The sequence below is a fragment of the Actinomadura kijaniata NBRC 14229 genome (assembly GCF_001552175.1).
Lineage (GTDB): Bacteria > Actinomycetota > Actinomycetes > Streptosporangiales > Streptosporangiaceae > Spirillospora > Spirillospora kijaniata.
Genome location: NZ_BCQR01000095.1, coordinates 1 through 23,720, shown reverse-complemented (window position 1 = coordinate 23,720; position 23,720 = coordinate 1). Strand labels below are relative to the sequence as shown.

Genomic DNA, 23,720 nt, shown 5'->3' with positions numbered 1-23,720 from the left:
AGGCCGCGAATGCCGGGATCGGGGCGGGAATCGGGCGCCGCACGCTTCGCCGGCGTGGCCTTAGGAGGGCATGTGCCGATTGCACATTGATCACCTTCAGGCGCAGCATTCGGCTCATTGGCCCGCATTGTGACGCGGCTTACGCTTGCCGTCATCAGAACGAAGAAACCGCAGGTCAAAGCCCTGTGGATGGCCGAGCGCAGGCTGGCCTCGTCCGATGCGGAGGGCGATCCATGACACCACACGCACAACCAGAGACTGCTGGAGCTCCGGTCGACCACGACGACTACTCGCTCCTGCGCGTCCCCGAGTCCGAGCGCTACTCCTGGTGGTCGGTGGCCACCCAGCGCTTCGGTCAGCTGTCGGCGCTCGCGCAGTTCCTGCTGGGCGCCACGCTGGGGCTCGGCATGAGCTTCTGGGACGCGGTGCTCGCCATCACCCTCGGCTCGGTCCTGCTGGAGATCGTGACGATCTACATCGGGGTCATCGGGGTGCGGGAGGGACTGTCCACCTCCGTGCTCGCGCGCTGGACCGGCTTCGGCTCCAAGGGCTCGGCGCTCATCGGCCTCACCGTGGCGGTCAGCCTGATCGGCTGGTTCGGCGTCCAGAACGCCGTGTTCGCCAAGGGGCTGCATTCGCTGATCGGCGGGCTGCCCGTCGAGGTCTGGTCGCTGATCGGCGGACTGGGCGTCACCGCGGTCGTGGTGTACGGGTTCAAGGGCATGGCGTGGGCCGCCTACGTCACGGTCCCGGCGTTCCTCGTCCTTGCGACCTGGTCGATCGGCCGCGAGCTGTCCCGCCACTCGTTCAACGAGCTGATCTCCTCCCCGCCAGCGGGCGAGCCGATGTCGCTGGCCGCGGGCGCGACGCTCGTCGCGGGCGGCTTCATCGTCGGCGCCGTGATGACGCCCGACATGACCCGCTACAACCGCTCTGTCGGTGACGTGGTCAAGCAGACGCTGGTGGGCGTGACGCTCGGCGAGTACGTCGTCGGGCTGATCGGTGTGCTGCTCGCGCACGCCGCCCGTACCTCCGACGTCGTCGCGATCATCACCTCGACCAGCGGGCTGATCGGCACGGTCGTGCTGATCGCCTCCATTGTGAAGATCAACGACTGGAACCTCTACTCCTCCACGCTCGGCCTGGTCAACGTCATCAACGTGCTCACCGGCCTGAAGGTCGCCCGGGCGCGGGTCACGCTGGTCATCGGCGCCCTGGGCTCGGTGCTGTCGGCGACCGGCATCCTCACCCACTTCATCGAGTTCCTGACCTTCCTTGGCATCCTGATCCCGCCCATCGCCGGGATCATGATCGCCGAGTACTTCGTCGTCCGTGCCTGGCGGCCGGACCTGGAGGCCTCACGGCGGCGCGGGGACCTGCCCGACAAAGCGCCCGACTGGGTGCCCGCCGGCATCCTCGCGTGGGTGTGCGGCACCGCGGTCGGGCACTTCGTCGACGCCGGGATCCCGGCCATCAACGCCCTGGTCGTCGCCTGCGTGGGATACGCCGTTCTCGGCAAGCTCGGGCTGGTCCGTCGCGACCGCCCCCAGATCCCGTCCACCTCGCCGGCGCCGTCGGGCCCGTCCACGCCATCGGCGCCGTCCACCGGGGCGAGCACGTTTCCCCCGGGAGCCGACTAGCTGATGAAGCACCGCCCACCGGCCGACCGACCCGTCGGCGACACCCGCCCGAACGAAAACCACGGAGGACTCATGCATATCGGCATCGACGTCGGCGGTACGAACACCGATGCCGTCCTGATGGACGGGGAAACCGTCCTCGGCTCGGTCAAAAGAGCCACGACCGAGGACGTGACCGGCGGCATCGTGGACGCGCTGCGGGCGCTCGGCGAGACCAGCCCGTTTCGGCCGGCCGACATCGCCGCGGTGATGATCGGCACGACGCACTTCACCAACGCCGTTGTCGAGGGACGCGACCTCGCGCCCACCGCCGCGATCCGGCTCGGGCTGCCCGCCGCCTCCGGCCTTCCGCCGCTGACGGACTGGCCCGACCGGCTCCGTACCGCCGTCGGCGACCACGTCTACCTCTGCCACGGTGGCCACGAGTTCGACGGCCGCGAGATCTCCAAGCTAGACCGGGACGAGCTGGCCCGGATCGCTGACGACCTGGGCCGGATCGGGGTCCGCACCGCCGCGATCTCCTCGATCTTCTCTCCCGTCAACGACGAGATGGAGCGCGAGGCGGCGGAGACCCTCACCGAGCTGCTACCCGGGCTCCGGGTCTCACTGTCGCACGAGATCGGACGGATCGGGCTGCTGGAGCGGGAGAACGCAACGATCATCAACGCGTCGCTGCTGGAGGTCGCCAGCCGCATCACCCGCGGGTTCACCAAGGCGCTCAAGGGAGCCGGGCTCGATGCCCCGCTCTACCTGTCGCAGAACGACGGGACGCTGGTCGACGCCGACTTCGTCCAGCGCTACCCGGTCGTCACGTTCGCAGCGGGCCCGACGAACTCGATGCGGGGCGCGGCGCTGCTGTCCGGCCAGGCCGACTGCGTGGTGATCGACATCGGGGGCACCACCACCGACGTCGGCGTCATCGCCGGCGGCTTCCCGCGCCCGGCCACGACCGAGGTAGACGTCGGCGGCGTCCGCACCAACTTCCGGATGCCAGACGTCGTGTCGATCGGCATCGGCGGCGGCAGCCTCGTGGACGTGGGCGAGGAGGTGGAGGTCGGCCCGCGCAGCGTCGGTTTCCGGCTCACCAGCAAGGCCCGCGTGTTCGGTGGCGACACGCTCACCGCCACCGACCTCGCCGTCGCCGCCGGCATGACCAAGCTCGGCGACCCGGCACGGGTCGCGCGACTGGACCGCGACCTCGTCCGCCGCGGGCTCGATCGCATCGCAACCCGAATCGCCGCCACCGCAGACATGATGCGCACCTCGCCCGAGCCGCTGCCTGCCGTGCTCGTCGGCGGCGGCAGCGTCCTGCTGCCCGACCGGCTGCCCGGCTTCGACAAGGTGATCCGGCCCGGGCACTTCGCCGTCGCCAACGCGATCGGCGCCGCGATCGCGCAGGTCGGCGGCGAGATCGACCGGATCGTCACGCTGGAGGGGCGGTCGCGGGCCGAGGCGCTGGAGGAGGCGCGGGCCGGGGCCGCCGAGAAGGCGGTGCTCGCCGGGGCCGACCCCGGCACCGTCCGCGTCCTGGAGGTGGACGAACTGCCGATCGCCTACCTGCCGGGCAACTCGATCCGCGTCCGCGTAAAGGCCGTGGGCGATCTGAAGCTGGGGGACTGAGATGACCGACATGCTCACGAACGACATGCGCGCGACGGGCCAGATCTGCGCCGCGGACCTGCCCGACATCGCACGGGGCGCCGCCCTGCTCGGCACAGGCGGCGGCGGCGACCCCTACCTCGGCCGCCTGCTCGCCGAGCGGGTCCTGCGCGAGCGCGGTCCCGTGGAGGTGGTGCGCCCGGAGCAGCTGCCGGACGATGCGGTCGTGGTCCCGGTCGGGGTCATGGGCGCACCGACGGTGATCGTGGAGAAGCCGCTGGCCGGACATGAGTTCCGCGGCGCGCTGGAGTCGCTCGGCGCGGTGCTGGGCCGGCCCGTGACGCACGTGGCGTGCCTGGAGGCGGGCGGCCTCAACTCGATGACACCGATCATCACCGCAGCCGAAACCGGGCTGCCGCTGTTGGACGCCGACGGCATGGGCCGCGCCTTCCCCGAACTGCAGATGGTGCTGCCCACCCTCGACGGGATCTCCGCCAGCCCGATGGCGATGTCGGATGAGAAGGGCAACACCGTCGTCCTGCGCACCGTCGACAACGGCTGGTCTGAGCGGCTGGCACGCTCGGCGACGGTCGACATGGGGTGTTCGGCGGCCATCGCGCTGTACCCGATGACCGGCGCGCAGGCCCGTACCGCACTCGTCCCGGGCACGCTGACGCTGGCGGGGCGGCTCGGAGAGATCCTGCGGGTGGCGCGCGCCGAGCACGCCGACGCCGCCGAGCGCATCGTCGAACAGATGGGCGGCACCGTGCTGTTCCGCGGCAAGGTGGTGGACGTCGAGCGACGCACCGAGCGGGGGTTCGCGCGCGGGCTGGCCACCCTCGCAGGCACCGGCGCCCACGCGGGCACCGAGATGATGCTGGCCTTCCAAAACGAGCATCTCGTGGCGCAGGTGGCCGGCCAGGTCGTCGCGTCGGTGCCCGATCTGATCTGTGTCCTGGACGCCGACACCGGCGAGCCGGTCACCACCGAGGCGATGCGGTACGGGTTCCGCATCGCGGTGCTCGGCCTGCCCTGCCACCCCCGCTGGCGGTCCGAGGCAGGTCTCGCCCTCGCCGGGCCGCGCTACTTCGGCTACGACCACGACTTCGTCCCGGTGGAAACGCTCGCTGCGGCTCGCTGAGCCGGATTGGAGAACGATCATGGAAACGACGGTTCACGTCAGGCACGACGGCGGCACCAACCTCACGGTCGGCAACGGACGGGCCAAGGTCACCACCGACTGGGGTCCCGAGGACGGCACGTGGATGGCGACCGAGCTGTTCCTTGGCGGGCTGGCCTCCTGCATGCTCGCGACGCTCGTCCACTTCGGCATGACGAACGGGATCGCGGTCGAGGGCACGACGGTGGAGGTGTCGGCCGACACCGTTCCCAAACCGGTGCGCTTCGGCACCATCAACGTCACCTACACCTTCCCGGCCGGGCTGACCCAGAAGGAGATCGACACCCTGGTGCGGGCGGGGAACCGCTGCAAGGTGCACCACACGATCGCCGAGCACCCCGAGTTCGTCGTCAAGGCGGTCACCGCGTCATGACGCTGGATCCCGCGGCCGCCTCCTCCTGGACGGAGGAGGCGGTCCGCCTCATCGAGGCCGACGCCAACCGCAGCGCCGACACCCACCTGCACGCGTTCCCGCTGCCCCGCGCCTGGGGCATCGACCTGTACCTCAAGGACGAGTCGGTGCACCCCACCGGGTCGCTCAAGCACCGGCTTGCCCGATCGCTGTTCCTGTACGGGCTCTGCAACGGCTGGATCGGCCCTGACACCACGATCATCGAGGCGTCCAGCGGCTCGACCGCGGTCTCCGAGGCCTACTTCGCTCGGCTGCTCGGCCTTCCGTTCGTCGCGGTGATGCCCGCCTCCACCAGCCCCGAGAAGATCGCGATGATCGAGTTCTACGGCGGCCGGCCCCACCTGGTGTCCGATCCCACCACGATCTACCGGGAGTCGGAGCGGCTCGCCGCAAAGACCGGCGGCCACTTCATGGACCAGTTCACCTACGCCGAGCGCGCAACCGACTGGCGCGGCAACAACAACATCGCCGAGTCGATCTTCCAGCAGCTGCGCAAGGAGCTCCACCCCGTCCCCGCCTGGATCGTCGTCGGCGCCGGGACGGGCGGGACTAGCGCCACGATCGGACGGTACCTGCGCTACCGCCGCCACCGCACCCGGCTCTGCGTCGTCGACCCGGAGAACAGCTCGTTCTACCAAGGCTGGAAGGAGCGCGACCTTGGCCATGCCACCGGCCTCTCCTCACGCATCGAGGGCATCGGACGCCCCCGGGTCGAGCCGTCGTTCATCCCCGCGGTGATCGACCACATGATCCAGGTCCCGGACGCAGCGTCCCTCGCCGCGATGCGCCACCTCCACCGCCTCACCGGCCTGAAGGCCGGCGGCTCCACCGGCACGAACCTCTGGGGCGCCCTGCAACTCGTCGCGGAAATGCGCAAAACCGGCAAGACCGGCTCCATCGTCACCCTCATCTGCGATCGCGGCGACCGCTACGCAGGCACCTACTACAACGACACCTGGCTGGCGACCCAGGGCTTGGACATCGCCCCCTACACAGCCGCCTTGGAGAAACTCCTCACCTGACCTGTCTCGACGAGCATGACCTACCCTCCCGCCACGCCAGAAGTCCTGCCCCCGCCCACGGTGGTAACGAACACACCAACCTCACGACCATCACCCCAGGAACCGGCAGCCATGACGGACAAGGCGCGGATCGTGTCGGCGCCGTTGCCGCGGTGGCGGGGTATCGACCTCGGGCATTGCCTGCATGAGTGTCTGTTTTGAATGGCGATCTTGTCTGGAGCGGCGCACGCTGAGCGTGTGGTCGACGGTGAGGCGGTACAGCGGCTGTGTCGGGGCAGTGGTGGTCTGCTGCCGGTGAAGGCGCGCCGGGACGCTGTGTTCTGCTCGGCGGCGTGCCGGGCCCGGCATTGGCGCTGGTTGCGGCGGATCCGGCAGAACGTGCCGAAGGCGGTGGCCCCCTCCGGGGACAGTCGGGCGCGGTGTCCTGAGTGCCAGGCGGTGTGGGTGGGGGTCGAGCACCGGCGCGGGGCGGTCTACTGTTCGCGGCGGCGCCAGACGCGGGCGCGGCGGCGCCAGGTCGGGGTGGCGCAGGCGGCGCAAGGCGTTCGTTCTGGGGGAACCGTGCCCGGTCCGCGAACGGATCACCTGTCATAACGTGGTCTTTCACGATGCCGGTAAAGACCTTGTATACGGGCTGCCATTACGTGTAGTGATCAGGCACACACCGGCGCCACCGCGCCGGCATCTGTTCCCTTCCGCTGGAGGAGGCGGAGGATGTCAAAGGACGCCACGAGTGCACAGACGGTCGGGCATGTCACCCGCAAGCGTTATGAGGAGCAGCCTGCCCAGGCGCGGGAACTGGTGGAGATTCGGAGTTGCTGCCAACTCGCTCTGGGCGACAAGGGGGATGATGAGGATCGGCACAGAAATTAGCGGTAGAGCGTGTGACCTGAGGCGACGCCACCTCGCGGACCAGACGGAATAGGTGTCTATCAGGTTAAAGGCGACGGACAAACCAGCGCCGCGTGGTCCAGCATGTGGAGTCAGGCCACAGCGCCCGGTGTGCGAACGGAGGATGGTTTCCCCGGTCCTTGGACTGGAGGGGCGGGCCCGCAGCGCCCGGCGGGATGATCATGGCTTGGCGCCGGGCTCGGCGGGACACCGCCCACGCCCTGCTCCTACCCCCGTGTGCCAGATGTTCCACGCGGCGGTGGATCTCACCGCGTACGGCCGCCAGGAGCCATGACAGGACTCGCCCCCGGCTGGCCTCATAGCTGGACCGACACCAGCGAGCGGCTCCGCACCAACGGCCGCCCCATCGCTCATTCGTCTCGCATGCATGCCAGACGGTCCGACGACCTTGGCATCACCCCGCGGTGAACCGCAGATCCGAGCCAAAGGCGCTCCAGGCAGCTCGACGAGGGAACCGATTCATGGGTACTCAGACGCTGATTTTGCCCTACCGATTTAGGTCGAAACGGCTGCGGGATGTCTGCCAATCGCCTCCGGCTGCTTGTGTCAGCGGCGATCTGGGGGAACGGTGTGTTCTCTCCTTGGGGTCTCGCGCTGCTTTCTAGCCAGACCGAGCAGACCTAGAAGGCCAAGGAGGCCTGTCAGGCCCCATAGGCCCCTGTTGTCGTGGTCGTCATTGTCCTGCCGGGGCTGCTGGCGTTCTTGCGATGCCACCACCTGTACCTGGTTCTTCGTGATCGTTTCCGTCGGTTCTGCAAGGGCTGGCGCTGCAGAGCCGATACTGATGAACGCCGCCATGGCCGCAGCGGCGATGTACTTACTCATTTACTCCTCCTTCGGATTCGGTGCGTCGACTATTTCCTTGAACTTGTCAGCCGGTCGAAGCACTGCTTCCCGTCGACTGCTCCTACCCCGCCAAAAAGGAAAACTGCATTCTTTCGAGCAAATATTTCCTCTGGAAATCACTAAGGCAACTTGACTGACTGGCCTCTTTTTAAGCATGCGGCGGTCTAAAGGCCGCAACTGTGGAGCATCGGAATGGCTTTGGCCAGGGGTCAGGGACAGGAACGCCTCATGAGTGTCGGCGCGGACTGTCAGCAGATGCGCAACTGGCGGAACCGATGCGCAGTTCGACCGTGCGATCTACGCCCCAGCTGAGCCGTTTGCAGCTTCATCGTGCTGGTCGCAGGGTGGTTGCAGGACGGACGACCCGATCATGAAGTAGTGAAGCTCCTGGTAGATGCGGAGTCGACCAAAACGACCGCCTTGCCAGGAATTTCTGGTGTTGTTCTACCGTGCCTGCCTCGATCTGTCACCTGCGACCCGCGCCTTCGTGACCGGCCTCATCCGTGACCACCGCCGCCGGATCGGGTCGCAGTGGCGGGTGCTTGCGTCTGGCCGCCAGGCGCTGCTGGCTGAGGTAGCGCCCGACCTGCGGCAGGCGATGCGGACCGCCCGGCGCATGACGTACGTGATCCTGGACGCCACCCTGGCCGGGATCGACCGGCTGTCGGGCGCGAACGACCGGCTGTACTACTCCGGAAAACATCATCGGCACGGCGTCAACATCCAGTTCATCACCGACCCGCACGGCCAGCTGATCTGGGCGTCGGCGGCCCTGCCCGGCTCGGTCCATGACCTGACCGCCGCCCGCATCCACGGCATCATCGACGCTCTCACGCACCAGGCGATCGCCTGCTACACCGACAAGGCGCACTGCGGCGCAGGAGGGGTCATCGGCACCCCGTTCAAACGCCGCAAGCACCGCAGGCTCGGCAAACGCAAGAGGCTGTTCAACCGGCACCATGCCCAGGTCCGCGCGGTTGGCGAGCAAGGCGCCGCCACCCTCAAGAACTGGCACCTCCTGCGCAGAGCCCGCTGGTCACCGGCCCGGATCACCACCATCGTCCAAGCGATCCTGGCCCTGCACCACCACACCAACTGAGGTTGGAAACAGCCCGTCGACGATTAGACGACATCAAGCTCAGAAAGTCACAAGTTGGCGGCCGCGCCGACCAGTGCGCAGTTCTATCCAGAAAACACACCGTTCGATGACAGGCTTCGGACGGGAGAGGAACATGGTGGGTGGGCCGCCTTCGACTCTGGCGGTTGGCGGAGTCCTGGTCACCGCGATCGTCCTGGGCGCCGACCTGCCGATCCTGCCGGTGCAGGTGCTGTGGCTGAACATGACCGCCGTGCTGATCCTGGGCCTGCCGTTCGCCGTCGAGCCCAGGGACGAGCACATCATGGAACGCCCGCCGCGCGACCCGGCCCTGCCACTGCTCACCCGGACCCTCACCGCCCGCGTGCTGCTGGTCCCGGCCGTGCTGCTCGTAGGGGCCTACGGGCTATAGAGCTGGGATGCCACAGCCGCCATTCCTCGTGGCGTTCGCGCAGCAGTGGAGGGCTTCCCAACAGGCACGAATCTTGCCGGTCGAGGAGCCGCCTGTTAGGCAACGGCCGCACCCCGCGAGGTGCCGTGAAGATGATCGGGGCGGCGGCCAACAACAGGGTGACCGCGACCCGAAAGGAAGTCGATGAAAGCTCCCCCAGAGGCAGGCGGGGTGACGGACGACGCCGAACTCGTCGCATCGTCGGTGCACGAGCCCGAACGGTTCGCTCTGCTGTACGACCGCTACTTCGATGACATCTACCACTACCTCGCCGCGCGCCTCGGCCGTGAGAACGCCGACGACCTCGCCGCCGAGACGTTCCTCATCGCCTTCCGCCGCAGAACGGACTTCGACGCCTCGCGTGGCGGCACTTTCCGTCCCTGGCTGTACGGGATCGCCACCAATCTGGTGTCCCAGCACCGGCGCACCGAGCAGCGCCGGCTCAAGGCACTTGGCAGGGTCAGCGTCGAGTACGCCTTGGACGGCCACGAGGACCAGGTCACCTCACGCATCACGGCCGAGGCACTCAGACCGGATCTTGTGCAGGCGATGCGGGACCTTGCGCCCGGCGACCGGGACGTGGTGTTCCTCTCGATCCTGGGCGGGCTCGGCTATGACGAGATCACTCAAGCCCTCGGCATCCCCAGCGGCACAGTGGGCTCCCGTCTCAACCGCGCCAGAAAGCGGCTTCGACGTGCTCTGGGTGGCCAGATCGATCCGACGGAGGAGGACTGATGGACGAGATGAAGCTGATCGAGCACCTGTTCACCGAGCCGAAGGCCGAACCAGGCGTCGCCGCCGCAGGCCGGGCCCGGCTCCTGCTCCTGGCCAAGGATGCCGAACCCGCCCCGGGCGGACGGCCGGGACGGTCGCGTACCCGCTGGCTGCTCGGGGCGGGGCTGCTGCCCGCGGCAGCAGCGGTCACCGCGGCGATCGTGGTGACCGGCGACGCCTCGACCTCGGTTCCTCATCCGGCGGACCCCTCAGCCCGCCGGATCCTCCTCGCCGCGGCCACCAAGTCTGCGGCAGCACCTGCGACCGGCCGCTACTTCCGATTCGCCAAGGAGGAAGGGCAGGCGCACACCGTCGGCTCGAAGGAACATCCGTACACGGTGCTGAGCCGCAGGGTCGACGAGCTGTGGTATTCCACGGTGCCCGGCGTCACCGGCTGGACCTCCTTCCAGGAATTGGGCGTCCAACCTGCGTCCCCGGCGGACGCCGCAGCATGGCGCGCCGCAGGAAGCCCCAAGCGGGTTAAGGAACGCTGCAACGAGGACGAGATCGTCGGATACAAGGCAGGCGAGCCGCGATCCGACGGCACCTTTGAAGAGGTCCCGGTCAGGCAACGGTGCCGCTGGTTCGACGTCCGACCCCGGCCCAAGACGACCACACGCATGTCAGGCGGTGCGGGCATGATGGGGCAGCCGCCCATCGGGCTGGACATCGCCAAGCTGTCCCAGGACCCGGCCACCCTGCGGCGGCAGCTCCTGGCCTGGACTCGCTCAGGCGGCCTGGCCGGTCCGGTGGAGGGCGACTCCGCTCAGCTGTGGGCGGCCGCCGGAATCCTCATCGCCTCCCCCATCGGCCCCGTGCGACCGAACGTGCGCGCTGCCGCGTACCGAGTTTTGGCGGATCTCCCGGACGTCCGCTCACTGGGCTCGGTCACCGACCAGAAGGGGCGCCACGGTCAGGCGCTGGCCCGGACCGGCTCGGGTACCGAGGGCGTCGGCTCGGGCACCTACAGGCTCATCATCGATCCGAGAACCGGGTCACCGCTGGAAACCGACTATCAAGGCGGTAATTCCGGGGAGTACTCCCTAATACTCCACTACGGGTACACCGACGAAACTCCGAAGGCCACTGACAAGGCCGCGACCCTGCACCGGGACTAGTAGGACTTTGTTAGGTGTCTGGTCGGATGAGTGATGCGGTGTTGTGCTGGGTGGATGACGCCTGAGGAGTTGGCCGGGTGCCGGGCCCGGTTGCAGGAGTTCACCGCGCAGGTGTTCGCGCCGTTGGCGCGCGTCGATCAGCGTACCAAGGGTGGACGGTATCTGCGCGGGCTGCTGCTGGATGGGCAACGCAAGTCGATGCGGCCGATGGCCGCTCGGCTAGATCGTGTTTCGAAGTCTGATGTGTGGCGGTGTGTCTCGGTCGTGAACGCAAGAGGTCTCCGGTAGCAAGTTCAGCGACCAAGCAGAACCAGCAGTACCGGAGACCTCGTGGCCAGCCTAGTGGCAACGAGACGGTTCGACCTGACCGATGCGCAGTGGGCACTCCTGCAACCGCTGCTGCCCGTTCCCGATCGGTCGGGTCGTCCGTCGCGATGGACCAAACGCCAGCTCATCGATGGCATCCGCTGGCGGGTGCGGGTGGGCGCGCCCTGGCGGGACGTGCCGGCCTGTTACGGGTCCTGGCAGGCGGTCTACTCGTTGTTTCGTCGCTGGCAGCGGGCCGGGGTCTGGGCCCAGATCCTCACCGCCCTGCAGGCCCGCGCCGATGCGGCCGGGCTGATCACCTGGCAGGTCGGGGTGGATTCCACCATCTGCCGTGCCCACCAGCACGCCGCCGGTGCCCGCACCGGCCCCCAGCAGGAGCCACCGGCGGGGACGGTCCACCCGAACCCGCTGATCACGGACTGGGACGCTCACGCGGCCGGCTCACCACCAAGATCCACCTGGCCTGCGAGCAGGGCCAACGCGTGCTGGCGCTGCTGGTCACGGCCGGACAGCGCGGTGATTCACCCCAGTTCCAGGCCGTGCTGGAGGCGATCGCGGTGCCGCGGATCGGACCCGGGCGTGCCCGCACCCGGCCAGAGCGAGTGCGGGCCGACAAGGCATACTCCTCGGCCGCCAACCGCGCTTACCTGCGCCGTCGCGGCATCCGTGCGACCATCCCGCAACCGGCCGACCAGATCGGCCACCGCAGGCGGCGCGGCAGCGTCGGCGGGCGGCCACCGGCGTTCTGCACGATCGACTACCGGGCCCGGCACGCAGTGGAGTGTGGCATCAACCGCCTCAAACGCCACCGCGCCGTGGCCACCCGGTACGACAAGCTCGCCGTCCGCTACCAGGCCGTTCTCCACATCGCCTGCATCAACGACTGGCTCCTGACCTGCCTTTGAAACACGCCCTAGCCCCCTTGCGTGACAAACGCACGGCACAGGCCCAGCACAGGCTCCGGTGCATGCCCCGGCGTAGCGTCCGGTCGTCCCGTGCCACGGCGCGGGACGACCGTGGACGAGCGCGTCCGCTGCGGGTATCGGCGGGCCGTTACCGGGCCCTGGGGGGTGGTGCTTGGGGTTTGCGGCCGATGCCACCGTAGGCGTCTACGTGGCCGGGGGTGATCGGGCTGGGATCGGGGTGCCACTGCTGGATGGGCACGATGCCGGGGTCGATCAGCTCCAGGCCGTCGAAGAACGCGGTGATGGCGGCGGGGGTGCGGAGTTTGTAGGGGACCGCGCCGGTGTCGTCGTAGCCTTCTTGGGCTTTGAGGAACGCCGGGTCGGTGGCGGTGCCGTCGTACAGGGCCAGGAAGCTGCCGGCCGGCAGGGGATCCAGCAAGCGTTGGGTGATGGAGCGGGCCTGGTCGTAGCTGGCGATGTGGCCCATGATGCCCATCAGCATCAGCGCGATCGGCTGGTCGAAGTCCAGCAGTCCGCGGGCTTGGGTCAGGATGTCGTCGGGGTGGTGCAGGTCGGCGTCGATGTACTGGGTGGAGCCTTCGATTTTGGTGGTCAGCAGTGCGCGGGCGTGGGTGAGTACCAGTGGGTCGTTGTCGACGTACACGATGTGGGCGTGGGGGTTGACGCGCTGGGCGACCTGGTGGGTGTTGTCCTCGGTGGGCAGGCCAGTGCCGATGTCCAGGAACTGCCAGACGCCTTGTTCGGCGGCCAGGTAGGTGACGGCCCGGCCGATGAAGGCGCGGGAGGCGCGGGCCAGGTCGCGGATGCCGGGGAAGGTCTGGGCGTAGGCGTCGCCGGCCTGCTGGTCGACGGGGAAATTGTCCTTGCCGCCTAGCCAGTAGTTCCAGATCCGCGCCGAGTGCGGAACGCTGGTGTCAAACCCCGACTCCGCCTCCCGGAAATCGTCTATGGCGTCGCGCCCCCTGGTGGTGCGGGGCTCCTTGCGGTAGTGCTGCTGGTCGTCGGTCATCGCTGGCCTCCGTACGCACAGGCGCCGCACCCATGGCTTGTGCCCGGTGCGCCTGCAGGTGGAGTCGGCGGATGGAGCCGGGGGATGCCTACTGGTGTCAGTGATCGGCGCGTGTACGGGCGGGGACCTCATGCGTGGGCGCGCGTGAATCTCACCCTTTCTGCCATCCCAACACAAAACGTTTCCGCGCACAGGAGGCGGTGGCGCTATGGCTGGAGTCGGCCAAAGAGATCCAGCAATAGCGCGACGGTTTCATCGCGCGGGCGCGCTTTGCTCGCCAGCCTGGTGAACTGAACGTTGTGATAGGCCACGTCCTCACCGTCGCATTGGTAGAAGCCGCGACCGGGCTGCTCGAGATAGACCGCATCTCCATAGCCGGGCTCGGCGAACCGCATGACCGTCATCGCTCCGCAGTGGATACGTTCGGCGACCCGAGCGTCGATGAGCTGCAAGGTGAAGTCCTGATGGATGGACATGGTGATCAGGTGCTTGATCTGGGCGCGCCGCACACTAGGCGGCAGATGCGGCGGGTACAACGCGCGTTGGGTGGTGACGACCCAGTAGGTCGGTCGGTCGGGCCGCCGCAGGATGTGCTGGCGATGCATCCGCAACTGCACGCGGCGCTCCCGCTCGCCAGCGTCGATGTCGGGCAGGTCGGTGGCGATGATGTGGCGGGCGTAGTCGTCGATCTGCAACAGCCCGGGAAGGTAGTGGGGGGCGAAGGTGCGGATCTCCGCCAGCTCAGGCTCCACCGACAGGTAGGCCCGAAACCAGCAGGGCACGATATCGGCGTACTGGCTCCACCAGGTGGTCTCAGTAAGCTGCCCGGCCTCCTTGAGCCGCTGCTTGACCGCCAGTACACGGGAGACGGGGCTGTGCGGACTGGCCGGATCCCAACCCGCCAGCAAAGCACCAGCCCCCTCCAGGCCACTGCTGTCGCCCGCAACGCCGGGAGCCAACTGGGCGGTGACCTGGTCACTGCCCGCCCGGTCACTGCCGGTCGCGGTGCTGGCGGGTGGATCGGATACCTCGAGCCGGTGGGTGGCAGGAGAGCCAGCGCGGCGACCTGTCATCGGCGGGCGCTGGACCAACTGCTGGTAGCGGCCGTGGATCTCTGACAGGGGGGCCATGCCGGTGGTGGAACGTCCGGTGGTCTGGGCGATGTGGACCAGCACCGCCCACAGCGACTCCACCTGCCTCCAGCGCGGAATCCGTCGCCGCGGCTGAGTCAGCAGATCATAGACAGTGGACTTGGCCAGCCGCTCGACGGCGACCCCAGCCACCTGCACCTTGCCAACTGCAAGATCTCCTGAGATGCGTTCGATGGCGTCAAATGACGGCCTGCCCGCAATGTCGCGATTGCGACACAAAAGCGAAATGACGGCAGCGATAGATGATCCGCGGTCGTCGTCTGACATTCCGGTGTCCGTTCAATGCGAAGTGACGGCTTTGCCTCCCCGCAGGCATTGAACATGCTCCCACCACGGCGACGTCAAGTCAGGCCAGACGACACAAAACACCCTCGCCGTTTTGGGTCCTGCCCGGAATTCCTTTGGGGACATTCGGTAAAGGGCTCGAAGGAGCGTCATTCCGGATAGCAGATCCGGATACCCGGCGGTAGGTCCGGGAACCACTCGCCGACGTCCGGAGTCGACCTTTCCCATTGCGGCCTCCACAACGGTGACCCCACAGTGATGGCACCACGTCGGCTACCGCCTGCTGTCAGGCGATCACGCCGACGTGGTTCCTGTTCCTACGGTCGACACCGGTCCGAGCGCCGGTGCCGCCCATCACCGAGCCGGAAGGTACAACGATGCCGTCTTGCCCGCCCCCATCCCCGCCCCAGTCCGTGGTCCTGGCGCTGCGGCTGGGGATCAACTGTCCCGCCCCTGTGCCGCCGCTGCACCACCCGAACACACGACCGACCGTGCCGCAGACGACCGCCTGCTCCCGCCCCCTGCCTCCCGGCCCGCGACGCCTCCCTGGCGACCAGCTCACCGTGAACGAGCTGATCGACCTGTGGGCCGACGACCAGATGCTCGACCCTGACCCCGACCTCAGCGCCGACCCCAGCGCCGACCCTGATGCTGAGGTCGGTGCCGGTCCGGGTTACCGGTGACGTCACGGCAGACCACCACCGCGTGCGCCGCTGAGCGCCTACCCCGGCGGTCGCGCCAGCAGACAGGGACCGGACGTCTGGCCCGCGCTCCACCAGACGCTAAAACACCACCTCTAGCCGATACAGGTGGCCGATCCAGCAACCCGCGTACGCCACCGTGTGCTCGACCTGCGTGTTCGGCGCCGTCACCGGCGCCGTCACCGGCGGCGGGCCCGGCGGCGGCCTGCCCGCGCCCCTTACACGCTGGACTGCGAGCAGGCCACCTGGTGAGCCGTCCTGTTAGCGGCAGGACCGCCCACCTGCCCACGAACACCCCATCCCCAACCGCAGAAAGGCAGGCATGTCCGCATGCACACCCTAGAAGAGCCCAACCGCCACCACCGCCGCAACACCGCCGCTACTCTGCCCACAGAGGCGGCGGTGGCCTGGCGCAAGAGCAGCCACTCCGCCGAGTCCGGCGAATGCGTCGAGGTCGCCAGCCTGGCCCCGCACACCATCGGTGTTCGCGACAGCAAGAACCCCGCCGTCGCGGCACTGGTCGTCGCGCCCGACCAGTGGCGGCACCTGCTGCACGCCATCAGCAGCCACCCCGACATCTGACCCGCCACGTTCTTGGCCGCAGCCCACCAGTGGCTGCGGCCAAGACCCCTTCCCCGTCCCTGTGGCCTGCTACGGACGCCAAGTCAACACGCAGGCGTGCGGCCAGGTCAGCTTGCCCAGGATGGTCTCCACCATGCGCAGGTCCGAACCGACGATGGCGGTCCTGGCCACGGGGAAGTCCTGGTCGGCCAAAAAGTCCATGGCGCTCTGGGCCTGGTCGTAGGTGGAGTAGGAGCCGACCACCACCCGCTGACCGAGGGCAGGCAGGCCGGTGGGCGGCTTGAGCGTATTCAGGGTGGCCGGGGGCATCGCGGGTCCCTCCTCACTCCCTTGAGGGTCGCTGTCCTTGAGTGATCGCTGTCATCGTGTTGTCGGCAGTGGCTGTTCCGTGACGCGCGTCGGCGCGGTCGCCGGTGGGGCGGTCGGCGGCTGGGGTCTGGTTCCAGGGTTCGTTCCAGTGCCGGTTACGCGAGCGTTGCCAGAGCGGAAGCAGCAGCCGGGTGCGCGCCGCTCACCCCTACGGCCATCCCCAACGTTGGGATATCTGCACAGGGCTGTGTGGGTCATTGTTGGCGTGGTCAGGGACCGCCGGTCACCACGGGCTCCCGCGGCTGCCGGTGGGCGTGGTCGACCGGTGAGATGGTGGCCCTGCCTGGCGGTCAAACGGTCATCCGTCGCTCCAGGAGGTGACCGGTCTGCCCCAGCACTCATGGCAGATCGCCACGAACAGACTTCCGTCGTCTCCCACCCGAAGTCCGGTCATGCGCCCGGGCCTTCGTTGTGGTTCTTGCACCGGGTCCCATGTCTGGTGCGACCCGCCCTCAGACTCCGAGGTGGCGATGGTGAGCAGGTGGTCCATCAGATGCCCCTGGTGGCAGCGCGGCCACAGCGGGTCCTGGGCGAATCTGATCCACCCGCCGACCTTGGTGCCCGGCGCCACCGACAGGTGGTAGAAGTAACTCCACCGGCCGGTTCGCCCCAGGCGTAGAGGCGCTCGCGCAGCTGTTCGGGCAGGTCTTCGGGATGGGGGTATTCCACCACCCGCTCGGGGCTGACCGTGCACGCCCGCAGCAGGAAATCCTCCTGGCTACCGGGCGATGGGCCCGCAACGTCGATGAGCGGTTGGCCGACATCGTCGGCCAACCGCCACCGCACGCTCGCCTCGGGGTAGAAGGTCGCGTGCGGTATCGGGCACCACAGCAGCTGGAAGACATCGGCGTCGGGCAAGAAGGACAGTTCGGGCACGTCGCGTTGGTACAGCTGTGCGGCGGCCACCAGCGCGACCGGCTCGTGGTGCCAGGGCTGGCCCTCGTGGCCGGGATCCATGCGAAAGCCCTCGCACACCGGCCAGGGCTCATCGGCCGGCCACAGCAGCGGGCCGCCCACCGAACTGTCGTGCACGCCCACCGCCCCGGGCCGTGGATGCAACCGCACCGTGGTCCGCGCATAGGCGACCAGCTCAGGAAACACCGCGGCGATGTCGACCGGCTTGGGCGGAGTGGTCAACCTCATCCATCCTCCCGGGCGATGAAGTGATCATCATTGGTCATGCCGTAATCATGACCACCGGGTGGAATCTGTGTTGGTGATCTGGTGATTGTGGCTATTTGAAGTCGGCGGGTGAAGCGTGATCGTCATGAAAGACGCTGGGTCTTGACGGGTTTCTTCACACCCCGTCGCCCGGTCCGCGCGGCGGATCCTGATCCATCCGCAGGGGGTGCTCGCCGCACGGACCTTCCCGTTCCTCGACTCGAGGCGGTGGCCAGTGACGGCTGGTGGTAGGCGGGCAGGCGTTCCAGTACCCGCGTCAAAGCGGCGTTTCCAGCGCCAGAGTCGCCAGCATCGTCGACCGTGCGGGCGGGAGCGAATGCGCGGTGGCCAGCGCGCGCACCGCCGCCAGGTCGCGGTCCTGGACCGCCGGCACTAGCGCCCGCTGCTCGGAGGCCAGGGCGAGTAGCACCAGCTCGACGGTGGCGACGGTGGCGGGGTTCACCCAAGCGACAAAGGAGAGCCCTTCAGCGTTCGGTCCAGAGCTGCTCGACGCTCGGAGCAGGACATGCTCGTCTTCTGCGTTTGGTCTTGCCTGTCTGTGATAGTCAAGATTGCGTGAGTGCGATATCGGCGCTGTTGGATGAACTTTCAGCGCTGCTGCCCCCGCCGACCACCCCGTTCATGGGCAGCAGAAGTTGGCAGGAGGTGTTCGCCGAACTGGGAACCGAGCTGCCCGCCGATTTCGTCGCGCTGATCGAACGCTACGGAAACTTCCACATCGTGGTCCAAGCGCGAGACGACCACGGCCGGCGCATCCCCACCGAGTATCTGAGCGTGCGGGATCCGCGCGCGGAGCGATCGGTGAGCTGGGCCCAGGCGGCGATCTACCACGCCGAACGCTTCCAGGCCCTGCCCCCGTTCGACCGAGGGCCGAACCTGTGGCCGGCTCCAGGCGGCTTTCTCGGTTGGGGCACCACTACCAACGGTGAGTGGCTCGGATGGCTCACCCAGGGGCCTTCGGATGAGTGGCCGGTGGCCATGACCAGGTCCGGTGACCGATGGCTGGATGAGGTCGCCGAGATCTCCGCGACCGAGTTCCTGGTGAACTGGCTGACCGGCGTTCCAGACTTTGAACTACCTGATCTCAGCGCCGACTCACCGGAGGCGCCGATCGAGTGCCGTACTCATCCCCTCTCCTGACCCTGCCGGGCCGGTTCCGTGCCGCATGGGCGCGGTTCGTGGCCGGTTCAAGGTCGTAGTGGCGCCTGTGCAGAGGAGATCGTCAGCACAACCTCCCAGAGGGCGACGAGAGTGGGCGATGAGGATGAGGCGCTTGCAAAGCAAGCGGGACGCTGGCACGGCACCGCGCCGGCACGAGCCGACCATGACCCGCACGGCTGGCCGCTCGCAAGCCACAGCCGTGCTGGACTGCTGACCAACCTTGGAAGCAGGCCAAAGAGGGCCCAGGTTGCCGGTGTGTCTTCACTCCGCAGTCACCTGGCGGTGACTTTGCGGCGTCACGATCCTTGTCGAAGGTCCCCCCGCTTGAGAGGATCGCGCATGCGCAGGCTCCCCGCTGTCCTGCTGTTCACCGCCCTGGCCGCTTCGGCTGCGGTCGGTGCCGCACCGACCGCAGCTGCGGCACCACCTCCCCCGCCGGACGCCGCGACCGCCCGCTCCCACCTGGCGTCGCTGACCGTCGCCGCCGAGGGCCCGTCGACCGGCTACTCCCGGGACAAGTTCCCGCACTGGATCACCCAGTCCGGGACATGCAACACCCGCGAAGTCGTCCTCCAACGCGACGGCAGCGGCGTGGTGACCGACTCCTCGTGCGCAGCGGTCTCGGGCACCTGGCGCTCGCCGTATGACGGCGCCACCTGGACGGCGGCGTCCGACGTCGACATCGATCACATGGTGCCGCTCGCCGAGGCATGGCGGTCGGGCGCCAGCTCCTGGACCACCTCACGGCGACAGACCTTCGCCAACGACCTGACCAGCTCCCAGCTGTGGGCGGTCACCGACGACGTCAACCAGGCCAAGGGCGACAAGGACCCGGCCGAGTGGCTGCCGCCGCTGACCTCGTTCCGGTGCATGTACGCCCGCTCCTGGGTGGATGTGAAGTACCGCTACGGCCTGACGGTCGACTCGGCTGAGAAGTCGGCGCTGGCTGGCGTGCTCAGCGGCTGCTGAGCTGCAGGAGCAAAGACCAGGTGTCCCGCCTGTGCGAAGGCGGGACATCATGGTCCCTGCCTTGCTCGTAGGGCACGGCGGGCAGATTCTCCGTCGGCTACCGGGCTGCCTATCAGGGCCCCGGCCCCAGAGCCCGATCATGCAGAGTGAGACGACTTCTCACAAGAACGCGGTAGGGCTCCACACCCGCACCCTTGTAGCACCGTGAATCCCTGTCACGGTGTCAGCCTGGTCGCGTGCTCGGCCGCGGGCGGGATACTGGCCGCCATGACGTCCTCCCCTGGCTCGGCTTCACCGTTCTCCCGCGTCAAGATCCGTGTCGGTGCGCTGGTGTTCTGCAGCAACGAGGTCGCGCTCATCCGCCGCGATCGCCCCGAAGCCAGCCACTTCGTCCCACCTGGCGGCAACGTCGAACCCGGCGAAGACCTGCTTGCCGCGCTGCAGCGTGAGCTGGCCGAGGAACTCGGCCTGGCCCCATCCCAGGCCGGCGAACCGGAACTGCTGTGGGTGATCGACCAGATGGTCTCCCGTCCCGGGACCACTCCACCACCGCGCAAACTGCACCTGATCTACCGGCTCCACATCGCCCCTGAGGTCCGCGGCACCCTGGCCACCGAGGAGTATGACGAGGTTCCCGGCGGTCACGAGATCGGCCTGATCCAGTGGGTCGACCACCGCACCACCGCCAACCTGCCGATCTTCCCCCCGATCGGCCCGGCACTGGCCGCCCTGCCCAGCCCGTTCGCCGCGTTGCCCGACGCTTCCCTGCCCGCCGTCACTGACGACAACTACGTGTGGGTGTAACCGCCCCTGGGTGCGGCTCGTGGCGCATCCAAGACCTCCGATGACGCTAAGGCGTCAAGCGCACTAAACGATTAGCGACCCGATCAAGTCCCCGCAAGACTCACCCTCATGACACCTGTGGAGCTGATCGAACGCTGGCGGCAGATCGTCATCATCAAGTCTGAACCGTGGGTCTTGTTCGCCCACGGGACCTGCCTGTTCGTACCGGAACCAGTAGGCGATCTGCAAGCTCACGCGATCAAAGTGCTCCGCGAGTATGGTCCGGTCCCTGCCGGAACGCCTGCACGAGCTTTCGGGATCATCGAACTTCCCCCTGAGCACGGCTTGGGATGGACGGTCACCGGGCTCTACCCCGGTCTCTACAGCTACATCAATCCTGATGAGGTTGCCGACAAAAGCCACGCTGCGGTCCTTGCGCATGCACAAGAGGCACGCAACCAAGACGGCTCCCAGCTACGGGTCATCCACATCGAGCATCACGCGCATCGCACTTGTCCTGCCCCAGTAGCAGGCCAAAGCACAGTTGACGGCACTGCCCGGCAGGTAGACCACCTGCCGCTCGTGGTTGAACAACACCGCGATCAGCAAGCCCGGCGGTCGAGTCAGGGACATCGATGGCCCAAACGAGCTCATCCCCTACAGCCAGCAACTCGGCCTCGTCGTTGCCCACCCGCCGCAACGGCACCGAGTTGGAGGTGACAGCGCCGCCGACCCGATCCCGCTGGGACAGCACAGAGGGGCGGCAAGTCCGCTCCCGCCTGCGCCGGTGGTTTCCGCGCACTGCAGCCCACCGGGTCTGGGAGCATGGAGATCGCCATGACCACTCCCCCTAACCTCCCCCACAACCACGAGCCCAGCTCTGGACCGCGGGTGCCGTACTGGTGCGACCCGCACCCCGCCGACACCGACCTGCTGCCCCGCGACGGCCGCCGCCATCTGGGCGTGCTGGAGCAGGTGGTGCGGCGCCAATGGGACCCGGCCACCACGCGGCCCGCGCCGGAGGTGATCGCGGCGATCGACCGGCTGGCAGCGCTGCCCGGCCCGATCGCTACCCAAATCACCCAGGCGCTCACCGGCGGGCTGTGGGTCGGCCACGGCAGCGTGCCGGGCCTAGACCACCTGGCGCACCTGGCCGGGCAGCCGGTCGGTCCCGGCACGACGGCGACCTGGGATGCGATCCCGGGGGTGACGGTGTGGCAGAGCCGCACCGTGGCGGTCGGCACCGGCGCGCACGTCAGCGCCTCGCTGGTCGACCACGAGATCGGACACGTGATGGAGCGGCTGCGCGGCGCGGCCCAGTCCCCCGAGTGGGACACGATCATGTTCCGGTGCCGGCCGCTGCTGCGCGTGGAACGCTGGCAGGATCCACACGAGTGGTGGGCCGAGGCCTGGGCCATGGTCATCACCCGCCAGCTGAGCTGGCTGCACCGCACCCTGAGCGAGCACGAGCCGGTCACCGCGATGGTGGTCAGTTACTATGTGAGGCACTACGGGCTGGAGGTGTGACCATGAGCCAGACGGTGATCCGCGAGGGCCGGTTGCTGCTGGTGGCCGACGCCGGCTGCGGCGCCGCCGTCCCCGTGCCCGCCGACCACCCCGACTATGAGCGGCTGCGCGCCACCGCCCTGGACCTGGACGCCCTGGCCGCCCCGCACCCCGGCGACGAGGCGCTGACCGCGCGGCTACGCGCGCGCGTCACCGACACCCGCCGCACCGCTTGACCCGCCGCCGATGGTGTTCCAGGAGCAGTTCGACCCCCGGTACTGGGTGCGGGCCGAGGCGATGCTGTCGGAGGGCTTTTGCCCCGACTGCGACCGCCCCATCGACAGCCGCGCCATCACCGCCGACCGGGCGGGAACCACGGTGGAGTTCACGGTGCTGGAGTGCGTGCCGTGCCAGACCGAGTGGACCCCCAAGGCCGTGTTCGACCAGGGGCCCGGCTGGTGGCGGGAGCGCCGCCTGGAAGCGATCATGAATGAGCTGAGGCGCTAGAACACCGCGGTCGGTCGACCATCGCGGCGCGCTGGTGCCTGCCGTCGTTGTCCTGTTCACCGGCGGGGCCGCCAGCGTGGATGTTCGCAGCCGCCGGAGTCGCCCCAGCACCGGAGCCGGTGACAACTGGGGCACCTGCTGCGGTTATGCGCGGCCTGGGCCGACCGATCGGTGTGTCTTCAGGAACGCGGCCGTCGAGCCTCTGGCACGACCGATATTTGTCCGTCCTTGACCGACAACCACCCTTCGCACGCCTGATGGGTGACCCTCATCGCACGCCCGACCATCCAGAGCCCGCAGGTCCGCCAGGCGCCTTGCGGAGGTCCGGGCGCCGCATGGGCCAGGGCCGGCGCGTGGCCAGGGCTTCGCAAGCGCGCTAACGAAGCCCCCTTGGCAAGATCATCAGGCGCAAGTGGCTGGGCGGCTGTCATCTCGCCGCTGGCGCGGTGAGGGCCGTCTGCGTGTGACGGGCTTTACGGGGTACTGTTCGGCCGTCAGCGGGCGTTTGGTGGGGTTGATTTTTGCCGGAGATATCCGATCGCTGCCCTAGTGCGCTTGGTGGCTGGTTCAGCGGAGTGCGGAAGCGATAGCCGGAGGGGGCGTGCTTGGGAACACCGTGTGGGTGCCGGGCATGCAGTGCTCCTTCCATACCCCCTCCGTTTTGATCGCTGTCGACAGGGGCGTTCGCGGTCAGGTGCTTCAGGTCCGGTGAGGGTGCCTGGCCGACGGCGGGTCCGGCCGACACGGTCGGTGGAGTGGCGCAGCGCGGTGTGCAGTGGTGCACTCTGGGCCGGTGGTGGTCCTCAGCCCTGACCACGCAGGTGCGCACCCCCACCCGCACCTTCCGTGAGTCGACTTACGGACCTTACTGGGGTCCAGTCCACATACGCCAGAAACCCGCAACGAGTCGATCTTGAGGGAGTGAGAGGCGGTTCCGGCTGCACGGCTGGCCGATCCGACGCGTGCGGGCGCGGGTGCGTGCTGCGGCAAGCGGTTGTGGTCGGCGTCCGCTCGAACGCGCGGGATAAGGCCCCGAACTCTTATAGCTACGGCGAGCCGCCACAACAGTCCGTGATCACGCATGTCAGTGTCCGAAGCCGTCCTCACTGGCGGGCCCGAACCCCCTTCTAACCGTGCATGCCTTGCTTGTTGGGGACGGACGGCATACTCGCCGCGTGACGATCAAGGATTTGCCCGATCCGCGTGTGCTGC

24 protein-coding genes and 2 pseudogenes are annotated in these 23,720 nt (G+C 68.2%); 19 read left to right on the top strand and 7 right to left on the bottom strand.

Features of this window, described 5'->3' with window-relative positions; genetic code table 11:
- Positions 1–233: 233 nt before the first annotated feature.
- From AKI01S_RS27720 to cds1, 5 genes are all read left to right on the top strand, one after another.
- The gene (locus AKI01S_RS27720) at positions 234–1,640 is read left to right on the top strand and encodes a purine-cytosine permease family protein (protein ID WP_067824385.1); all 1,407 of its coding nucleotides are present in this window, start codon (positions 234–236) and stop codon (positions 1,638–1,640) included.
- Between the two features lie 72 nt (positions 1,641–1,712).
- On the top strand, positions 1,713–3,260 hold the full coding sequence (locus AKI01S_RS27715; RefSeq protein WP_067824383.1) for a hydantoinase/oxoprolinase N-terminal domain-containing protein: 1,548 nt from the start codon (positions 1,713–1,715) through the stop codon (positions 3,258–3,260).
- A gap of 1 nt (position 3,261) precedes the next feature.
- Positions 3,262–4,380: an S-methyl thiohydantoin desulfurase family protein gene (locus AKI01S_RS27710; protein ID WP_245681808.1), complete on the top strand. Its 1,119-nt coding sequence runs from the start codon at positions 3,262–3,264 to the stop codon at positions 4,378–4,380.
- Positions 4,381–4,399: 19 nt separating this feature from the next.
- Entirely contained in the window at positions 4,400–4,792 is a 393-nt protein-coding gene (locus tag AKI01S_RS27705) for an OsmC family protein (protein WP_067824381.1), read from the top strand.
- Positions 4,789–5,853 carry an L-cysteine desulfhydrase Cds1 gene (gene cds1 / locus AKI01S_RS27700; protein WP_067824374.1) on the top strand — a complete coding sequence of 355 codons (1,065 nt, stop codon included), beginning with the start codon at positions 4,789–4,791 and terminating at the stop codon, positions 5,851–5,853. The genes AKI01S_RS27705 and cds1 overlap by 4 nt, the downstream gene beginning before the upstream one ends.
- A 1,458-nt stretch (positions 5,854–7,311) precedes the next feature.
- Here the strand turns inward: cds1 and AKI01S_RS49500 are convergent.
- Complete coding sequence (locus tag AKI01S_RS49500) at positions 7,312–7,590, bottom strand: WGxxGxxG family protein (protein ID WP_084000315.1); 279 nt, start codon at positions 7,588–7,590, stop codon at positions 7,312–7,314.
- Between the two features lie 457 nt (positions 7,591–8,047).
- On the opposite strand from AKI01S_RS49500, the gene AKI01S_RS27695 reads away from it, so the two are divergent.
- From AKI01S_RS27695 to AKI01S_RS49490, 6 genes and pseudogenes are all read left to right on the top strand, one after another.
- The gene (locus tag AKI01S_RS27695; protein WP_067824372.1) at positions 8,048–8,710 is read left to right on the top strand and encodes a transposase family protein; all 663 of its coding nucleotides are present in this window, start codon (positions 8,048–8,050) and stop codon (positions 8,708–8,710) included.
- A gap of 133 nt (positions 8,711–8,843) precedes the next feature.
- Positions 8,844–9,119 carry a cation transporting ATPase C-terminal domain-containing protein gene (locus tag AKI01S_RS27690; RefSeq protein WP_067824370.1) on the top strand — a complete coding sequence of 92 codons (276 nt, stop codon included), beginning with the start codon at positions 8,844–8,846 and terminating at the stop codon, positions 9,117–9,119.
- A gap of 210 nt (positions 9,120–9,329) precedes the next feature.
- Positions 9,330–9,893, top strand: coding sequence for an RNA polymerase sigma factor (locus AKI01S_RS27685; protein ID WP_245681807.1), 564 nt, complete (start codon positions 9,330–9,332; stop codon positions 9,891–9,893).
- Positions 9,893–11,050: a CU044_5270 family protein gene (locus tag AKI01S_RS27680; protein ID WP_067824366.1), complete on the top strand. Its 1,158-nt coding sequence runs from the start codon at positions 9,893–9,895 to the stop codon at positions 11,048–11,050. The genes AKI01S_RS27685 and AKI01S_RS27680 overlap by 1 nt, the downstream gene beginning before the upstream one ends.
- 54 nt (positions 11,051–11,104) lie before the next feature.
- Positions 11,105–11,272 (top strand): annotated as a pseudogene (locus AKI01S_RS49495) (transposase); the annotation flags it as partial.
- A gap of 120 nt (positions 11,273–11,392) precedes the next feature.
- Positions 11,393–12,282 (top strand): annotated as a pseudogene (locus tag AKI01S_RS49490) (IS5 family transposase).
- A gap of 148 nt (positions 12,283–12,430) precedes the next feature.
- Here AKI01S_RS49490 and AKI01S_RS27670 read toward each other — a convergent pair.
- Positions 12,431–13,312 (bottom strand): SAM-dependent methyltransferase, encoded by an 882-nt coding sequence (locus tag AKI01S_RS27670; protein ID WP_084000312.1) that lies wholly within the window; start codon positions 13,310–13,312, stop codon positions 12,431–12,433.
- Positions 13,313–13,518: 206 nt separating this feature from the next.
- The gene (locus tag AKI01S_RS27665; protein ID WP_157420189.1) at positions 13,519–14,730 is read right to left on the bottom strand and encodes a DUF5753 domain-containing protein; all 1,212 of its coding nucleotides are present in this window, start codon (positions 14,728–14,730) and stop codon (positions 13,519–13,521) included.
- Between the two features lie 509 nt (positions 14,731–15,239).
- Here AKI01S_RS27665 and AKI01S_RS27660 point away from each other — a divergent pair.
- Both AKI01S_RS27660 and AKI01S_RS27655 read left to right on the top strand, forming a co-directional pair.
- Entirely contained in the window at positions 15,240–15,431 is a 192-nt protein-coding gene (locus AKI01S_RS27660) for a hypothetical protein (RefSeq protein ID WP_157420188.1), read from the top strand.
- Positions 15,432–15,779: 348 nt separating this feature from the next.
- Complete coding sequence (locus tag AKI01S_RS27655; protein ID WP_084000311.1) at positions 15,780–16,031, top strand: DUF397 domain-containing protein; 252 nt, start codon at positions 15,780–15,782, stop codon at positions 16,029–16,031.
- Between the two features lie 69 nt (positions 16,032–16,100).
- On the opposite strand, the gene AKI01S_RS27650 is transcribed toward AKI01S_RS27655, so the two are convergent.
- From AKI01S_RS27650 to AKI01S_RS27640, 3 genes are all read right to left on the bottom strand, one after another.
- Positions 16,101–16,340: a YflT domain-containing protein gene (locus AKI01S_RS27650; protein ID WP_218009825.1), complete on the bottom strand. Its 240-nt coding sequence runs from the start codon at positions 16,338–16,340 to the stop codon at positions 16,101–16,103.
- A 549-nt stretch (positions 16,341–16,889) separates the two neighbouring features.
- A complete protein-coding gene (locus AKI01S_RS27645) occupies positions 16,890–17,537 on the bottom strand; it encodes a hypothetical protein (RefSeq protein WP_157420187.1) in 648 nt (215 codons plus the stop codon).
- A 301-nt stretch (positions 17,538–17,838) separates the two neighbouring features.
- The gene (locus AKI01S_RS27640; RefSeq protein ID WP_067824359.1) at positions 17,839–18,024 is read right to left on the bottom strand and encodes a hypothetical protein; all 186 of its coding nucleotides are present in this window, start codon (positions 18,022–18,024) and stop codon (positions 17,839–17,841) included.
- A gap of 113 nt (positions 18,025–18,137) precedes the next feature.
- Between AKI01S_RS27640 and AKI01S_RS27635 the strand changes: the two genes are divergently transcribed.
- The 3 genes from AKI01S_RS27635 (at position 18,138) to AKI01S_RS27625 (ending at position 20,516) form a co-directional block, all read left to right on the top strand.
- Positions 18,138–18,722 carry a hypothetical protein gene (locus tag AKI01S_RS27635; protein ID WP_067824356.1) on the top strand — a complete coding sequence of 195 codons (585 nt, stop codon included), beginning with the start codon at positions 18,138–18,140 and terminating at the stop codon, positions 18,720–18,722.
- A gap of 360 nt (positions 18,723–19,082) precedes the next feature.
- On the top strand, positions 19,083–19,712 hold the full coding sequence (locus AKI01S_RS27630) for an HNH endonuclease family protein (RefSeq protein ID WP_067824354.1): 630 nt from the start codon (positions 19,083–19,085) through the stop codon (positions 19,710–19,712).
- A gap of 267 nt (positions 19,713–19,979) precedes the next feature.
- Entirely contained in the window at positions 19,980–20,516 is a 537-nt protein-coding gene (locus AKI01S_RS27625) for an NUDIX hydrolase (RefSeq protein WP_067824352.1), read from the top strand.
- 453 nt (positions 20,517–20,969) lie between these two features.
- On the opposite strand, the gene AKI01S_RS54365 is transcribed toward AKI01S_RS27625, so the two are convergent.
- Positions 20,970–21,104 (bottom strand): hypothetical protein, encoded by a 135-nt coding sequence (locus AKI01S_RS54365; RefSeq protein WP_281186150.1) that lies wholly within the window; start codon positions 21,102–21,104, stop codon positions 20,970–20,972.
- Between the two features lie 228 nt (positions 21,105–21,332).
- Between AKI01S_RS54365 and AKI01S_RS27615 the strand changes: the two genes are divergently transcribed.
- The 3 genes from AKI01S_RS27615 to AKI01S_RS27605 are packed head-to-tail and all read left to right on the top strand — an operon-like array spanning position 21,333 to position 22,508.
- Positions 21,333–22,022: a hypothetical protein gene (locus AKI01S_RS27615; protein ID WP_157420186.1), complete on the top strand. Its 690-nt coding sequence runs from the start codon at positions 21,333–21,335 to the stop codon at positions 22,020–22,022.
- A 2-nt stretch (positions 22,023–22,024) separates the two neighbouring features.
- The gene (locus AKI01S_RS27610) at positions 22,025–22,237 is read left to right on the top strand and encodes a hypothetical protein (protein WP_067824345.1); all 213 of its coding nucleotides are present in this window, start codon (positions 22,025–22,027) and stop codon (positions 22,235–22,237) included.
- A gap of 10 nt (positions 22,238–22,247) precedes the next feature.
- Positions 22,248–22,508, top strand: a complete 261-nt coding sequence (locus AKI01S_RS27605) for a hypothetical protein (RefSeq protein ID WP_067824343.1) — start codon at positions 22,248–22,250, stop codon at positions 22,506–22,508.
- Positions 22,509–23,720: the final 1,212 nt, after the last annotated feature.

Excerpts from the sequence above, each read along its gene's own strand:
- AKI01S_RS27720 (WP_067824385.1), top strand. The coding sequence starts at position 234 with ATGACACCACACGCACAACCAGAGACTGCTGGAGCTCCGGTCGACCAC.
- AKI01S_RS27715 (WP_067824383.1), top strand. The coding sequence starts at position 1,713 with ATGCATATCGGCATCGACGTCGGCGGTACGAACACCGATGCCGTCCTG.
- AKI01S_RS27710 (WP_245681808.1), top strand. The coding sequence starts at position 3,262 with ATGACCGACATGCTCACGAACGACATGCGCGCGACGGGCCAGATCTGC.
- AKI01S_RS27705 (WP_067824381.1), top strand. The coding sequence starts at position 4,400 with ATGGAAACGACGGTTCACGTCAGGCACGACGGCGGCACCAACCTCACG.
- cds1 (WP_067824374.1), top strand. The coding sequence starts at position 4,789 with ATGACGCTGGATCCCGCGGCCGCCTCCTCCTGGACGGAGGAGGCGGTC.
- AKI01S_RS49500 (WP_084000315.1), bottom strand. The coding sequence starts at position 7,590 with ATGAGTAAGTACATCGCCGCTGCGGCCATGGCGGCGTTCATCAGTATC.
- AKI01S_RS27690 (WP_067824370.1), top strand. The coding sequence starts at position 8,844 with ATGGTGGGTGGGCCGCCTTCGACTCTGGCGGTTGGCGGAGTCCTGGTC.
- AKI01S_RS27680 (WP_067824366.1), top strand. The coding sequence starts at position 9,893 with ATGGACGAGATGAAGCTGATCGAGCACCTGTTCACCGAGCCGAAGGCC.
- AKI01S_RS27670 (WP_084000312.1), bottom strand. The coding sequence starts at position 13,312 with ATGACCGACGACCAGCAGCACTACCGCAAGGAGCCCCGCACCACCAGG.
- AKI01S_RS27665 (WP_157420189.1), bottom strand. The coding sequence starts at position 14,730 with ATGTCAGACGACGACCGCGGATCATCTATCGCTGCCGTCATTTCGCTT.
- AKI01S_RS27655 (WP_084000311.1), top strand. The coding sequence starts at position 15,780 with ATGCACACCCTAGAAGAGCCCAACCGCCACCACCGCCGCAACACCGCC.
- AKI01S_RS27650 (WP_218009825.1), bottom strand. The coding sequence starts at position 16,340 with ATGCCCCCGGCCACCCTGAATACGCTCAAGCCGCCCACCGGCCTGCCT.
- AKI01S_RS27630 (WP_067824354.1), top strand. The coding sequence starts at position 19,083 with ATGCGCAGGCTCCCCGCTGTCCTGCTGTTCACCGCCCTGGCCGCTTCG.
- AKI01S_RS27625 (WP_067824352.1), top strand. The coding sequence starts at position 19,980 with ATGACGTCCTCCCCTGGCTCGGCTTCACCGTTCTCCCGCGTCAAGATC.
- AKI01S_RS27615 (WP_157420186.1), top strand. The coding sequence starts at position 21,333 with ATGACCACTCCCCCTAACCTCCCCCACAACCACGAGCCCAGCTCTGGA.
- AKI01S_RS27610 (WP_067824345.1), top strand. The coding sequence starts at position 22,025 with ATGAGCCAGACGGTGATCCGCGAGGGCCGGTTGCTGCTGGTGGCCGAC.
- AKI01S_RS27605 (WP_067824343.1), top strand. The coding sequence starts at position 22,248 with ATGGTGTTCCAGGAGCAGTTCGACCCCCGGTACTGGGTGCGGGCCGAG.